Raw genomic sequence first — 13,371 nt, 5'->3', positions numbered from 1 at the left:
CTGTGCTGGATATGCCCTTTTAAGTCTCGGAGTGTACGGAGGCACTATTTTTCACCACAAAGGCACGAAGAGCACGGAGGCCCACAAAGTCTTCTTTATAATTAAGAGACAAAGGACACAGAGAATGCTTTTTGAACTTCTAAGATACAGGATATGAAGGCACAGGGGCAAAAAGTGCTCTTGTTCATTCCACTGTGCCCTTGTATCCTTCGTGCCCTTATCGCCAATGAACCGGCTTTGTGTCCTTTGTACCTTAATCTAAAAAAAGACTTTGTGAGCCTCCGTGCCATCGTGCCTTTGTGGTGAAAATAGTGCCCTCCGTCTCTTAAAAAGCTTAAAATACGGGAGTAATTCAACACAGCAGTCATAATTAATTTCTTTAATAGAGTCTTCGCGGGCTTGGCAGGCTTCGGGACTTAAAAAATAAAGGGCTTAAATCAATTCTTCGGGCACCGGTATGGGCGATATGATATGCCGCTCAGCGGTGAGCTTCTTTGCCCACATGCCCTGGTTATTCGGCTCGGCGATCCAGCACTGGTGCTTGATGTCCAGGTCAGATAAATAGTCGGACACGGCATTCTGGATCTCCAGCGCCTTCTTATTGCTGTTCGTCAGGCCGTAGACCGTCGGCCCGAAGGAGCTCATGCCGCTGCCGTAGGAGCCGGCGTGGTTCATGATGCTCAGCATGTTCGGCACGAGAGGCGATTTCATCTTCACCTCGATATTCTTGAAGCCGATCTCCTGGATCTTACTGATGGCGCCGCCGAAGGTCACGATGTCTTTCTCCAGGATGCCCGGCACAAGCTGCATGAGGACAATGCGGCATACGCGGCCTATCTCCGCCTCATTGATGGGGAAAGAGGACTGGAAGATGTCGACCTCCGACTTGCCATGGGAGCCCTCGTCGCCGACGGGCATGACCAGGACAAAGCGCCAGTCTTCCGGGATGTCGCACCTCATTACCTGGGGTGCGGGCCTCGCCTTAGAAGCCGAGGAGGGCAGGCACGAGCTCTTTTCCTTGCCTTCGCCAAAGCTGTGGCCGCAGTCCAGGATGAAGCCGCCCTTGTCGAAGGCGCGGACGCCGATGCCCGATGTGCCGCCGCGGCCCACCAGGCGGGCAAGGCCTTCGATGCCATTATAGGGCAGGTCATATTCCTTACAAATAGCATAAGCGAGCGCCAGGCTCATCTGCGTCTTGGAGCCGAAGCCGGCGTGGGCGGGGATCTCCTCCTCGATGGTAATTTCAATGTCTGGAAGAGGCTTGCCCAGCTTATCGCAGATGCCGCGGGCGATCTTCTCGATGCCCTCCGGCGCAGTGCTGGTATCATTCGGGCAATTGACCAGGAATTTGTTACCTGGCTTGATCGTTAATACGTTTCGCGGGTTGCTGATGGCGACTCCGGAGCCGCCGTCGATGCGGCCCAGGTTACCATTAAAGTCGATCAACCCGAAGTGAAGGCGAGATGGCGTCGTGATCCTCATATGCATTGGCCAATCAGTCCTTGGTAAATATTTAGTACGTTCCGTATCTTACTTATAGGTTTGGTCCAAATAGGCATGGGCATGGAGCCCTTGCTTCTGTCTCCCCAGTAGAAAAACGAACCGCAGGAGCCTATCCTTTTAGCGAAGGAGCCTATCCGATCGGTCATGAGAGCATAACCAATTTATTCGATTCAATCACGTTTATACAATTACTGTCCGTATAAACAAGATTCATAGTATGCTTATGTATATTAATTTTTCCGGGCGCGATCACAGCGGAAATCATATGGTTATACGTTAAAAAATTATGAAGGCCCTCCAGGGGCCTGCTCATGCATGGTAGTACTCGCCGCTGGCGGCACGCTGTGCCGGCGAGACCGACTTTTCCTGGCCCGGGACGCCGCAGGCGTCCGCCCTGCACTGCTTGCACAGCCTGAACTGGGGCAGGTATTTTTCGGCGATAGCGCGCGCCTCTTCGAGGTCCTTGCACTCGGGCGGCGTCATATCCTTGAACTTGTAGAGAGGGATCATCGGGATGATGTTCATTAACACGGCTCCCCGGGCGGCCGCCTCTTTCGCTATCTTCTCGATCTGGTCGCTGTTAACTCCGGGCACGAGCACGGTGTTCACCTTGACCATGAGACCCGCCTTCGCGGCCATTTCGACGCCCTTGAACTGGTTGTCCCGCAGAATCCTCGCGCCCTCGACGCCACGGTAGGTCTGGTTATGGTACCGGACCCACTGGTATATTTTTGCGCCCACCTCGGGGTCGTACGCGTTGATGGTCACAGTTACGCTGGAAACGCCGGCCTTGATCAGCTCGTCGACCTTTTCTGGGAGCATGAGGCCGTTGGAGGCGATACACTTAATGAGGTCCGGGTGCCTCTCGTGCACCAGCCTGAGCGACTCGATGGTCTCCTCGTTGGCGAGGGACTCGCCCGGGCCGGCGACGCCGACGACCTTGAGGTTGTTGAACTCCTTGAGCGCTTCGTCGACGCGGTCCGCCGCCTGCTGGGGCTTCATAATGCCCCCTGATACGCCGGGGCGGTGCTCGCACTTGTCGATCTTGCGGTTACAGAAATTACATTGAATGTTGCACTTGGGCGCTACGGGCAGGTGGATCCTGGCCGTCGAGAAGTGGGCCTTCTCGTTGAAGCACGGGTGAGCGGAGGTCATGTGTGAGAATTTTGACTTTCCGCCGTCGAACACTTTTAGCTCATCCATAGGTGGTCTCCAGTTATATATTCAGGGCTGCGTTGCACGTTTATTGCACACACGAAAACTTTATTTAAAGAGGTGATTTTGTATGGTTATATACTTTACGTGCTTGCTGAAAAGGTCATAATATCTATGGTCTAAACGCTTCCTTATTAAGAAAGGGGCGTTTTACGCCCCATATTTCTTAGTTTTGTTTATCAAATCCAGCGCAATGGGCATCACGTCCAGGCCTATTATCCGGTGCAGCCCGCCTTTGTAAGCGATCAGCTCATTATAATGGGCTACATCGTCCATGCGCACGCCCGGCCCGTGCATGAGGATGGGGACCGGGTCGGCGGAATGGTCTTTTATGGAAACGGGCGTGCTGTGGTCGGCGGTAACGATGATAAGCACGTCCTTGAGCTGGCCGAGCCTCTCGAAGGCCGCGTCCGTCTGCGATAAGAACTGTGTCTTTTTCTGGAAATTCCCGTCGTGTCCGGCCTCGTCGGCACCCTTGATGTTCACCAGCACGAAGTCGTAGGTCTCGAGCGCTTCCAGCGCTTTATTCATCTTGGCCTTCGCCGACGAGCCGGATGATTCGACCTCCATGCTGCCGGTTGGTAAATACTCTAAGCCGCACATCTTGCCGATGCCGATGATGAGCCCGGCCGCCGCCACGACCGCGCCCTTCAGCCCATAGCGCTCCTGAAATGGCGGAATATGGGGAACGACACCGGCGCCCCGGATGAGTATGGCATTGCCGGGCGGGAGGCCCTGCTTTTTCCTTTCCTGATTTGCGGGCATGCCGTCCAGTATATTCAAGACCTGGCTTGAAATGCTGTTAACTACTTCAGCCGTATGCTTTGCCTCGGGCGTGTCGTCCGTGGCGTGGCATTCCTTGATGGGATTGCCCTCTTTTTTCGGGTCGGTGTCGGTTATAGCCGAGGAAAGGCCTTTTCCGCGTAAGACAAGTGCCGCGCGATGGCCGGTGGACCGCTTGAAGATGATGTCCACGCCAGGCACTTTGACCTGCTCATTAATAGCGCCGGCGAGCTGGTCCGTATCAGATATCCGGCCCGCCCTTCGGTCGGTCACAAGGCCATTCTCGACCGTCGCAAAATTAACGCGGAATGCGATGTCCCCGCCCTTCACGTCGATGCCCACCCCCGCAGCCTCAAAAGGCCCGCGGCCAGTGTAGTATTTGTAAGGGTCATAGCCCAGGATCGCGAGATGAGATGTATCGGAGCCCGGCCGGATGCCCGGCCCGACCGTGTCCATGATGCCGTTGATGCCGCCGTTAGCCAGCCGGTCGAGGTTTCGCATGCCGGCCTCGGCGAGTGGCGTCTTGCCGCCGACAGGACGGTCCGAGGCGCCGTCTAGCACTATGAGAATGATCTTGTTCGCTACGTCTGACATAAATTATCAACAAATATACAGATGCACGCAACAGATAAAAATTATGAGCCACCCTATTCACCACAGTGTGCAGAGAGGATTGTTATTCACCACTGAGGTTCACGGAGGCCACAGTGATCTTTTTAAAATAGGTCACAGAGGCACGCAGAGCCTATTAACAGGGCGGGGTCTGCGAGGGGCGAGCGAAGCGAGTCCCCTTCAGCATATAAAAGAAACCTCTGTGGCCACTGTGAACCACTGTGGTGAATAACATACCTCAGTGACCACTGTGGTTAGACCCGGCGGCTGGATTCCCCCAGTACAATGCCGGTAGCGATTAAATGTGCCACGCGAATGGGCTCCGGTATGCGGCTGTGCGTGGAGCTGGAGCGGACGATCTCGACGGCGCTCGCCTCGTCGATGCCCTTATATTGCACGTAGACAGGCTCCCCTCTTTCCGTTGGCACTTCGACGGCCTTACCGGCTTTTAATATCAGGCCATACCTGTAGTCGGGTTCGCTAAGATTGTTCAGGGCGCTTTTGATGCTTTCCATGTCTGGCAGCCTGCGCATGATACTGATTACAGGCGTCCCTGTCACCTTTGAGAGCGCCTCCATGTCGACCACGTTGAACCCGCCCATGGTGATGCCGTTGAGCATGACGACGCGGATCTGGCCATAGTGCTTGCTCCTCGTGACCATCTCAGTCAGGCGCCCGGTCGCATCCATGCCATCCTTTATAATACTGGTGCGGACAACGCCCTCAAGCCAGTCGCCGCCCCGCATGACGGCCCCGACCACGAGGATATCCCTGGAAAGCAGGGGCGAGTCATCAATGCCCAGGATTCGGATTTCCGGCTTCAGGTGCAGCCGTAGCACCCCCATATTTCTTGCCGAACCAGTACACGCCTGCCAGGGCGATGCAGCCCATGATAACGACGAAAGCCTCGATTGGGAAGAATTGGTAAGTCCCGAGGTAACTCAGGTAATGCTCGAACGGGAGCAGTAAGCCGTCGAGCAATGTCTTAAAGACGAATGCGATACCAAGCCACTTGAGGTCGGCCAGCTTGACTGCATAGATGGTCAGCACGGTCGCGAAGACGTGGCAGAAAAGCGTGAATATCCGCTCGATGACGGGCAGGAACATGAATAACGGCTCGAACTGCTGCTGGCTGGAGTACGGCATTAATAGATACAGGGTGGGCTGGGAGAGGATGGTGATGACGGTGAGCAGGCTTAATGCTCCCAGTATCAGCGCCTCGATGCCGCCGAAGCCGATGCCCACGGCCACCGCGTCGTCGAAGCTCATGTTCTTCAGCTTCGAATACAGCGTTCCCAGGTATATCACGCCATTCTCAAGAATGCCCGTCCGGAGGCCAAGGTATAATCCCGTGGCGAGAACGGCGGCATCGACGGGAAGCGCAGCGCCGAGCCAGGCATAGAGCGGCTGCGATATCGTCAGGTCCATGATGACCTTAATGGCTATTGCGACGACCCAGAAGAGTGCTCCCGCGGCAAAGTAGATGACTTTCGATTTCTTTTTCCAGTACCAGTAGCCGGCGGCGATGACTGCTACGGCCATCATCAGGAGGCCGGGTAAGAGATTTAAAGCGGTAAGCATGTGTTCCCTCCGGGCATTATGAAGTGAGGCATTAATCTATATACGGTTCTTATCCATATTTTAGATGCTGGTGCAGCCCTTTGGTCTCTCACCACAAAGGCATGATGAAAACGTTCTCATAATATTTATATGAAAAGCCCTTTTTAATGTAGAGACCATGAGCGGCAGTTTTCACATCGACGCCGGAGGAGGCCTCCACATCCGTCTCCTCGAGCTTAAGGACGCGCCAGTGCTATATGCGCTCATCGACGCTAACCGAAAGGAACTTCGGGACTGGGCCCCCTGGGTCGACAGGACGAAGGGCGTTGAAGACAGCGTCGATTTCATCCGTGCCGCTCTCGAGCAGCAGAAGAGCTGCACCGGCCTGCATGCGGGCCTCTGGCTGGACGGCCGCCTCATCGGCTGTATCGCCTACGTGCACATGGATATCAATAATCGTCGGGCGATGATCGGATACTGGCTGGCCGTGCCATACCGCGGCAGGGGCCTGGCGACGCGGGCCTGCATGGCCATGACCGACGTAGCCTTTCGTAAGCTGCTCATGAACAAGGTGGAGATCTACTGCGGCGTTGAAAATCTCAAGAGCCGGGCAATACCCGAGCGCCTGGGGTTCAAGCCCGAAGGAATTTTAAAGCAGTACGAGTGGATCAACGACCGTTACATCGACGTCGTGGCCTACGGTATGCTGGCAAGCGAGTGGCAGGACATCAGTAAAAACTTTACGAAGTGAGCCTTTTTTCAAGCAAGTACCCAATGCCTATGGTGACTATGGGATAGATCAGGTACGTCAGACCGATATCCTTCATATAATCAGTGAAGCTCATGGCCATCGGGCCCCACGTGAACATCAGCAGGTCCAGTATGATACTGATGACGAACCACAGAATGCCTATGACGACCCCTTCTTTCAGGAAGCCATTTTTCATACTCCTGAAATATAAATAAGACAGGGCAACGACCACAAGTGTAATGGCCACCGGCATGATCGTCTCGAAAAATATACGGTCTGTGCTCCTTATCTGAGAGAGGGCTATGCTAATGGCGAACGGGACCAGCCAGAGTAAAAACCCAAATGCTAATGCTTTTAAATATGGGATTTTCAATTCCTCACCCATCGATAGTATAGTAGACGATATTAATAAGGGTTAGTGTCATGGGCGCTGGTTAAAAGGCAACGTATTTCAAATTGTGGAGCGTTTTTTATAATGATGAGCGATGAGAATGTCAGGACTTTCGTTAGAAATACACTGGGCTGCGACTGCGACGAGGAAGTCTTCCGGCACATCGAGAACGAGCACGGCGCGAGCGTGGCCGGCTACACGTTGAGGAATAAGATCAACGTAGGTAACCGCCTGCTGGTCTATATCGCCGAGCCCGGCGACCTGGAGAAGACATTGCCAGAACTCGTCAATGCAGGTAGAGACGAGAGGGACGCCCGCGGCTATAACCGGTTCAGGCTGGTGCTGGTGTCGGACGACGCGGCTCTAAAGGAACGGGCGTTTAAGGCGTTTAAAAAGCTGCCGGCGGCCGATGAGAAAATACACCTGCATGTCGTGGGGAAAGCTGGCATAGTGGGGCTGTAAAAAAATATTTATACATGAGTTTGCCTAAAAATATTTTTGCAGACGTGATCTGCGAGTGTAATTAAAATGAGAGACAGTGGAAGTATCGGCCGGAGAAACTTCGGCCCCAGAGAAATGCACAAGGCAACTTGTTCAGACTGTGGTAAAGAATGTGAAGTACCGTTCGTACCCGCGGAGGGGCGGCCAGTCTATTGCAGGGACTGCTTACCGAAGCACAGGAAGCCAAGGCCCCAGTGACCAGCTTTTCATTTCATAGCTCATAAAAGTTCATTTTATTGCGAAGATCCGTCTTTGCCTTTTTTTATTTTGGATGTTGCAAGCAGTTAGTCCACAATATTTAATATTATTAAAGTAAAATTGACTTATCCACTGGTGGCTGATGTGAGGTTGCGAAAAGAGCTGACGGATATTGCGCCCTGCGCGCATGGTGGTAAGGCCTTTGAGATAGCCGGCCGCCTGGGCGTTAAAGAGGAGGCGCTGCTCGATTTCAGCGTGAACCTGAACCCGTACATGCCCCTGGAGGCCGGGGATGCGCTTCGGAGCGCTTTTCGTTCGGTCTATTCCTATCCCGATAATTACTATAGCCGTTTTCGGGAGAGCGCCGCCCGTTTCACGGGGGTCAGGCCGGAAAATATCATACCGGGCAACGGCTCGACCGAGATCATCCGGCTCATCGCCGAATGCGCTATCGATAAGGGCGACATTGCCGCCATTCCCTGCCCCACCTTCGGCGAGTACGAGCAGCAGTGCCGGCTCTTCGGCGCCGCCATCCGGTACATCCGCTTTAGCGATATAGTCAACAAGAATTACTGGCACCTGGATGGCTGCCGCATCGTTTTCATCTGTAATCCGAATAACCCCGACGGCCGGCTTATACAGCGTAAAGACGTCGAAGTTATCGTCAGCCATTGTCGGGAAAAGGATGTCATCGCCGTCGTGGACGAGGCGTTCGTCGACCTCGCCGACCCGGCGCAGAGCGTGGCACGGCTCGTCGAGGAGTACGATAATCTGCTGGTCATGCGATCCCTGACCAAGTGCTTTGCAATCCCCGGCCTGAGACTGGGCTTTGGCATTTCCGATAAAGCGTCTGCCGAAGTGCTCAATAACGCCCGCCTGACCTGGAACCTGGACAGTATCGCCGCCGAGACAGGCATATATTATATGGATAACGCCGACTCGCACCTGGAAGTGTCCCGTGCCTTCGTGAAGCGTGAAAGGGAATGGCTTGCAAAAGCCATCGGTTCCATTAAAGGCATTAAGCCGCTTCCGGCCAGCGCGAACTATTTTCTCATCGACGTGGCCGGCACCGGCATGATGTCCGGCGAGTTCGCCGGCAGGATGCTCGGCGAGGGCGTCGTCGTCCGGGACTGCAGCTCGTTCTCGATGTTGGGCGATACGTACATCCGGCTCGCCGTCAGGGCCCGGGAGGAGAACGAACGGCTAGTCGCTGCACTGCGCAGGGTTGCTCATGATCATTAAATTCATTATGGAAGCGTTCCTGCTCGCCGTCGCCTTTGACCTTATTTTTGGCGAGCCCCGGCCCTTGTTCCACCCCACGGTCTGGATCGGCACGCTCATCGGCTTTCTGGACAGGCATGCGCCGAAGAGCCTCAAGCGGACTTATGGCGTCCTGATGGCGCTTTTTTGCATTTGCCTGGCCGCCATCGCCGGCTATATTATTCCCTTGTTACTGTACCAGGTATCGCCGCTCGTAGCGCTCCTGGTCACGGCATATTTGCTCAAATCGACCTTCAGCCTTTCATTCTTATGGCAGATATCCGGCGATATTCACCTCGACCTGAAGGCGGGTAAGCTCGACGCGGCAAGAGCAAAGCTCCCGGCGCTCGTGGGGCGGGACGTGAGTAAACTCGACGAGGGCCGGATGGCCTCCTGCGTCATCGAGTCTCTGGGCGAAAGCTTCGTCGACGGCATTTTTTCTCCTGTATTCTATTTCGTCATTTTCGGCCTGCCCGGCGCCATGGCTTACCGGGCCATCAACACGCTCGACTCCATGGTCGGGTACAAGGACGAGAAGCACAGGGAAGTCGGCTGGGCTTCGGCGCGCATCGACGATATAGCGAACTTCATCCCCGCCCGGCTCGCTGTGCTGCTCATGGCCCTGATGTCAGGCCATCCCATACGAAGCGTAAAAATAGCCATGAGGGACGGCGGGAACGCTCCCAGCATTAACTCGGGCTACCCGATGGCTGCGTTCGCCGGCGCCCTGGGGCTGAGGCTCGAAAAATCAGGCTATTATGTGCTCGGCGAAGGCTTAAAGCCCTGTGGCGTCGATGATATACCGGAAGCCATTTGGCTTAACAGGCTTCTGGCGGCGACGCTGGTGATCATTATAGTCGCCATAATTTGCTTTACGCCGCTGCCGCTGCTCTGAGGTGGACGATGGATACGCAGCAATTCTTCAAAGGGTTGAGGTCTGGCATAGGCTTTCTAACCACCCTCCCCATGGGCTGGGACGAGAAGGGCTTTGATGTCTTCTTTAGACACATTTACTTTTTCGTTCTCGTGGGCACTTTCATCGGCGTCATACTGGGTGTCATCGGCGTCATTTTCCAGTGGCTCATTCCCGCGCCGCTCATACCCGTGCTCGTCATCGCGATAATTTACCTCCTCACGGGCATCAATCACCTGGACGGCCTCTCGGACTTCGGCGACGGCTTCATCGCCTCGGGCACAAAGGAGAAGAAGCTGGCCGCCATGAAGGACGCCCACGCGGGCGCCGGAGGCATATTGTTCATCGGCATGGACTTATTATTCTTATATGCGGCCGTATCGATGTTTGCCGGCATGGGGGGATTTTATCTTTTCGCCGGCCTCATCATCGCCGAGGTCTGCGCGAAGGTTTGCATGACCTCCGCCGCCACTTTCGGAAAAAGCCTCCCGTCCGGCATGGGCAAATCCCTCATGGATAAGACGAAAAAGGAGCACTATATGCTCGGGCTCGCCATCGCCTTATTGATCTGTGTTATCGTCGCCGGCTTCTCTGCGGCGCCGTGGTTCAGGCCTCTTTATGCATTGGCCGGTTTCCTGGCATTATCCGTATCGGTGGCCCTGGGCTTTTTCATCGCCGACCTGGCGGAGCGGAACTTCGGCGGCGTCAACGGCGATGTCATGGGGGCGGCCAACGAGATAGGCAGAATTGCGGCGCTGGTGGTGCTGGGGATACTGATATGGAAGCTCTGGTAATGGCGGGCGGCAAAGGCACCCGAATGGGCGGCGGCGAGAAGCCCCTGATGCCTCTGTTAGGGAGGCCGATGATCTCCTATGTTTTAGACGCTTTATCGGGCAGCCAGTGGATTAATAAGATATATGTGGCCGTATCGCCGGACGTGTTCCGGACAGCGGAATATTTGAAAAACGACAGTGAATTAACGCTGGTGATGACACCCGGCTCGGGCTATGTCGAGGATATGGTCTACGCAATTAAAGCCCTTAGATTTTATAAGCCGGTGCTTATCATCTCGGCGGACCTGCCGCTGGTCACTTCGGACGTGATCGACCGGGTAGTCGACGCTTATGAAAAATGTGGCAGAGAGGCGCTATCAGTCCGCGTGGACGCGGGCCTGGCGCCCTGGCCCCCGGATATAATCTTGAATGATACGGAAAGGCCGACCATACCGGCTGGCATCAACGTGGTTCATGGCGCCTACATAGACCGGGCCCAGCATGAGTATATAATGGTCATAAATGACGCGGCGCTGGCCGCAAACGTGAATTACCGAAAGGATTTAATGTCGTGCGGGCCATTATTGGCGAATAGGCAGGGAAAGAGCGAGCATGAAAAAAAATGACGAGTATGCCGGTAAGAAGTGGGTCGTGCCCTACAAGAACATCGTAGCTATCCACGATGGCGAAGGCTACGTTGAGATCGTGGAGCAGACCAACTGCTTCGGCGGCGCCTGCTGGGCCCGGTACCACTATCAGCGCACGAGCCCGCTCATCGTGAGTGTCCGGAACGTCGGGAATACGATGCGGTATCTTACCCGTGTGGGTAAAGAGGAGCTTAACCTTACGCCGTCCATAGCGGCCGCGGGGATCGAGGCGGTCGAAGTTGGCGACGATACGATCTCTATTACTTATGCAGGCCTGGGCGGGGGCGGCGTCGGTGCGACCATCAGCCGGGCCCTCGCCGAGGACGTTATCGATTATGATCATACGGAGATCGGCGGGAGCCGGAGTAGCAAGGGCACCATTGTCCTGCCAAAGAGAAAGCGCGTCCTGATCGGCGTCGACGATACGGACACGAAGGAGGAGGGCGCTACCTGGTCGCTTATTCACAATATCGCGACCGAGCTGAGCGGTAAGAACGCCTATTATATCTCGCATGCGCTCGTCCAGCTATACCCTGTGCCCTTTAAGACGCAGAACTGCGTCTCGACGGTCGTCGAGTTCGCCTGCCTGGACGAAGGCCGGCTCATCCGGGATTTCGAGTCGCTGCTGAGGAAGTATACGCTGTCCGACGAAACCGGGATGGTCGCGCTGGCAAAGTTCGACGCGGAAGCGCTCCGGGAGTACGGCAGGCTTGTCAAGCAGAAGCAGATCTCCAGGGAAACGGCCGAGAAGGCGGCTGTCGAGTCTGAGGCGGAGATAGTGATAAATGGCCGGGGCGTCATCGGGGCCCTGGCGTCGCTGCCCTATTTCGCTAACCCGATGGAATCGGTGATCCTGTAATGCTTCTGGATGCCCGGAAGAAAGCTGAGCTGATCTCTGCAGGCGGCGTGGAGATCGACGAGCCGATACGCTCTCACTTGAGCCGCTCCACTGCCGGGCCGGGAGCAGGCCTGGACTCATTCTTCTTTCATTCTGGGTCGCACCGTGTGAGGCTTGGCGTCCGGAAGTCTTCCCCTTTTAAGGCTATATCGAAGGGCGATGAGATAGTCATTTTTAAGAATGGACGGGAGTTCGCAACCGGCCGGATCGAGGATGCCATCGCCCACTGCCCCGAGCAGGTCTATGTTACCGTGAGCGAGCGCTGCGTTTTTGATTGTAAGTTCTGCCCCGTTCCGAAATTGCATGGCCAAATTAAAACGCTCGACGAGGTTAAGAAGCTCGCTGACAAGGGGCTTAAAGCGCCGTCGTTCAAGGCAATTTCGATCACGTCCGGCGTATGGAAGTCGCCCGAAGAGGAAGTACGGCGCGTCGCCGAAATGGTAAAAGAGCTGAGGAAGTACAATGTCCCTATCGGCGTTTCGGTTTATGCGACGGACGATTCCTCCGAGATCCTGAAGGACGCTGGAACCGTTGAGGTCAAGTACAACGTCGAGACCATCGACCCGGGCATCTTCGAGAAAGTATGCCCCGGCTTATCGCTCGACGAAATCAAGAAAGCCCTGGAGCACGCCGTTACGGTCTTCGGGCGCAACCACGTGTTCACCAACATCCTGATCGGCCTTGGAGAGACCGACGGGGCGGTCATCGCCGCCATCGAGGAGTTCGCCGCTAAAGGCATAATCCCCGTGCTGAGAAAAGTCAATCCCCACCCGCTGCGTGCCGGCGAAGTCTACATCGAGGACGTGAGCGATGAAAGGCTGCTAAAGCTGGCCGAGGCCGAGCGCAAAATACTCGATAAAAATGGGCTGAGGGCCGATAAGGCGCTTACCGGCTGCCTCATGTGCACCGGGTGCGACGTCACGCCGCACCGGGACGTTTAAAATTAATTTCCAACCATTTTTGAGTAAATGAACTCTACGGTATCCTCGATCTTCTCCTTCGGCACGCCCTTGAGGATCGTGGCCGCGGCGATACCGCCCGCCCCGACGCCTTCCTTGACCATGCCCTTCTCATAGGCCAGCAGTCCGGTATATTTCGACCGGGCGAAGGACAGGTTTGATACTATGACCGGGATGTTCACGCCGGCGTTCTTGAGGATGCCGAACAGGCTCGAGGTACTGTCCTCGACCACCCAGCGCGTCGTGCTCAGGGCGAGGTCGGCCTTGCTGATGTCCATCATCTTTGATATCAATATGGAAACGACCGCCATCTGCGTGCCACCCGCCAATATAATGGGTATGCCCTGTGCACCCTCGACCAGGCCTATGGTAGCGGCCATCATCGGGTCGCCGACGGCCTCGATGGC

At 55.4% G+C, this 13,371-nt stretch carries 15 protein-coding genes and 1 pseudogene; 9 read left to right on the top strand and 7 right to left on the bottom strand.

All coding sequences use genetic code 11. The features are described from left to right. Positions 1-432 precede the first annotated feature (432 nt). The 5 genes from VMC84_RS01835 to VMC84_RS01815 form a co-directional block, all read right to left on the bottom strand. The gene (locus VMC84_RS01835) at positions 433-1,482 is read right to left on the bottom strand and encodes a beta-ribofuranosylaminobenzene 5'-phosphate synthase (RefSeq protein ID WP_325377563.1); all 1,050 of its coding nucleotides are present in this window, start codon (positions 1,480-1,482) and stop codon (positions 433-435) included. 330 nt (positions 1,483-1,812) lie between these two features. Beyond that, positions 1,813-2,706 carry a radical SAM protein gene (locus VMC84_RS01830; protein WP_325377561.1) on the bottom strand — a complete coding sequence of 298 codons (894 nt, stop codon included), beginning with the start codon at positions 2,704-2,706 and terminating at the stop codon, positions 1,813-1,815. A gap of 162 nt (positions 2,707-2,868) precedes the next feature. Continuing rightward, positions 2,869-4,095, bottom strand: a complete 1,227-nt coding sequence (locus tag VMC84_RS01825; RefSeq protein WP_325377559.1) for a 2,3-bisphosphoglycerate-independent phosphoglycerate mutase — start codon at positions 4,093-4,095, stop codon at positions 2,869-2,871. Between the two features lie 272 nt (positions 4,096-4,367). Further along, complete coding sequence (locus VMC84_RS01820; protein WP_325377557.1) at positions 4,368-4,958, bottom strand: DUF99 family protein; 591 nt, start codon at positions 4,956-4,958, stop codon at positions 4,368-4,370. Continuing rightward, the gene (locus VMC84_RS01815; RefSeq protein WP_325377555.1) at positions 4,906-5,694 is read right to left on the bottom strand and encodes a YhfC family glutamic-type intramembrane protease; all 789 of its coding nucleotides are present in this window, start codon (positions 5,692-5,694) and stop codon (positions 4,906-4,908) included. Before VMC84_RS01815 ends, VMC84_RS01820 begins: the two co-directional genes overlap by 53 nt. Positions 5,695-5,851: 157 nt before the next feature. On the opposite strand from VMC84_RS01815, the gene VMC84_RS01810 reads away from it, so the two are divergent. Next, positions 5,852-6,424 (top strand): GNAT family protein, encoded by a 573-nt coding sequence (locus tag VMC84_RS01810; protein ID WP_325377553.1) that lies wholly within the window; start codon positions 5,852-5,854, stop codon positions 6,422-6,424. Here the strand turns inward: VMC84_RS01810 and VMC84_RS01805 are convergent. Then, positions 6,414-6,797, bottom strand: coding sequence for a hypothetical protein (locus VMC84_RS01805; protein ID WP_325377551.1), 384 nt, complete (start codon positions 6,795-6,797; stop codon positions 6,414-6,416). The two genes, VMC84_RS01810 and VMC84_RS01805, sit on opposite strands and share 11 nt — an antisense overlap. 105 nt (positions 6,798-6,902) lie before the next feature. Between VMC84_RS01805 and VMC84_RS01800 the strand changes: the two genes are divergently transcribed. The 8 genes from VMC84_RS01800 to VMC84_RS01765 all read left to right on the top strand — a co-directional run bounded on the left by VMC84_RS01800 (position 6,903) and on the right by VMC84_RS01765 (position 12,946). Further along, complete coding sequence (locus tag VMC84_RS01800) at positions 6,903-7,277, top strand: hypothetical protein (RefSeq protein ID WP_325377549.1); 375 nt, start codon at positions 6,903-6,905, stop codon at positions 7,275-7,277. 66 nt (positions 7,278-7,343) lie between these two features. Then, positions 7,344-7,514, top strand: a complete 171-nt coding sequence (locus tag VMC84_RS01795) for a CxxC-x17-CxxC domain-containing protein (protein WP_325377547.1) — start codon at positions 7,344-7,346, stop codon at positions 7,512-7,514. A gap of 144 nt (positions 7,515-7,658) precedes the next feature. Next, entirely contained in the window at positions 7,659-8,756 is a 1,098-nt protein-coding gene (gene cobD, locus VMC84_RS01790) for a threonine-phosphate decarboxylase CobD (protein ID WP_325377545.1), read from the top strand. Further along, on the top strand, positions 8,746-9,669 hold the full coding sequence (locus VMC84_RS01785; RefSeq protein WP_325377543.1) for a cobalamin biosynthesis protein: 924 nt from the start codon (positions 8,746-8,748) through the stop codon (positions 9,667-9,669). Before cobD ends, VMC84_RS01785 begins: the two co-directional genes overlap by 11 nt. An 8-nt stretch (positions 9,670-9,677) precedes the next feature. Continuing rightward, positions 9,678-10,481 carry an adenosylcobinamide-GDP ribazoletransferase gene (gene cobS, locus VMC84_RS01780; RefSeq protein ID WP_325377541.1) on the top strand — a complete coding sequence of 268 codons (804 nt, stop codon included), beginning with the start codon at positions 9,678-9,680 and terminating at the stop codon, positions 10,479-10,481. After that, positions 10,466-11,086, top strand: coding sequence for an NTP transferase domain-containing protein (locus VMC84_RS01775; protein ID WP_325377539.1), 621 nt, complete (start codon positions 10,466-10,468; stop codon positions 11,084-11,086). Before cobS ends, VMC84_RS01775 begins: the two co-directional genes overlap by 16 nt. Then, positions 11,073-11,966, top strand: coding sequence for a methanogenesis marker protein 11 (mmp11, locus tag VMC84_RS01770; protein WP_325377537.1), 894 nt, complete (start codon positions 11,073-11,075; stop codon positions 11,964-11,966). The genes VMC84_RS01775 and mmp11 overlap by 14 nt, the downstream gene beginning before the upstream one ends. Further along, a complete protein-coding gene (locus tag VMC84_RS01765; RefSeq protein ID WP_325377535.1) occupies positions 11,966-12,946 on the top strand; it encodes a radical SAM protein in 981 nt (326 codons plus the stop codon). The genes mmp11 and VMC84_RS01765 overlap by 1 nt, the downstream gene beginning before the upstream one ends. A 2-nt stretch (positions 12,947-12,948) precedes the next feature. Here the strand turns inward: VMC84_RS01765 and VMC84_RS01760 are convergent. Continuing rightward, positions 12,949-13,371, bottom strand: a pseudogene (locus VMC84_RS01760) (nicotinate-nucleotide--dimethylbenzimidazole phosphoribosyltransferase); the annotation flags it as partial.

The sequence above is a fragment of the Methanocella sp. genome, assembly GCF_035506375.1.
Lineage (GTDB): Archaea > Halobacteriota > Methanocellia > Methanocellales > Methanocellaceae > Methanocella.
Note: the sequence above shows the minus strand (reverse complement) of the source record. Positions and strands in the feature narration are given on the sequence as shown.

Coding starts and splice junctions, on each gene's coding strand:
- VMC84_RS01815 (WP_325377555.1), bottom strand. CDS start 5,694: ATGCTTACCGCTTTAAATCTCTTACCCGGCCTCCTGATGATGGCCGTA.
- mmp11 (WP_325377537.1), top strand. CDS start 11,073: ATGAAAAAAAATGACGAGTATGCCGGTAAGAAGTGGGTCGTGCCCTAC.
- VMC84_RS01830 (WP_325377561.1), bottom strand. CDS start 2,706: ATGGATGAGCTAAAAGTGTTCGACGGCGGAAAGTCAAAATTCTCACAC.
- VMC84_RS01820 (WP_325377557.1), bottom strand. CDS start 4,958: ATGGGGGTGCTACGGCTGCACCTGAAGCCGGAAATCCGAATCCTGGGC.
- VMC84_RS01835 (WP_325377563.1), bottom strand. CDS start 1,482: ATGAGGATCACGACGCCATCTCGCCTTCACTTCGGGTTGATCGACTTT.
- VMC84_RS01775 (WP_325377539.1), top strand. CDS start 10,466: ATGGAAGCTCTGGTAATGGCGGGCGGCAAAGGCACCCGAATGGGCGGC.
- VMC84_RS01825 (WP_325377559.1), bottom strand. CDS start 4,095: ATGTCAGACGTAGCGAACAAGATCATTCTCATAGTGCTAGACGGCGCC.
- VMC84_RS01795 (WP_325377547.1), top strand. CDS start 7,344: ATGAGAGACAGTGGAAGTATCGGCCGGAGAAACTTCGGCCCCAGAGAA.
- cobS (WP_325377541.1), top strand. CDS start 9,678: ATGGATACGCAGCAATTCTTCAAAGGGTTGAGGTCTGGCATAGGCTTT.
- VMC84_RS01765 (WP_325377535.1), top strand. CDS start 11,966: ATGCTTCTGGATGCCCGGAAGAAAGCTGAGCTGATCTCTGCAGGCGGC.
- VMC84_RS01810 (WP_325377553.1), top strand. CDS start 5,852: ATGAGCGGCAGTTTTCACATCGACGCCGGAGGAGGCCTCCACATCCGT.
- VMC84_RS01800 (WP_325377549.1), top strand. CDS start 6,903: ATGAGCGATGAGAATGTCAGGACTTTCGTTAGAAATACACTGGGCTGC.
- VMC84_RS01785 (WP_325377543.1), top strand. CDS start 8,746: ATGATCATTAAATTCATTATGGAAGCGTTCCTGCTCGCCGTCGCCTTT.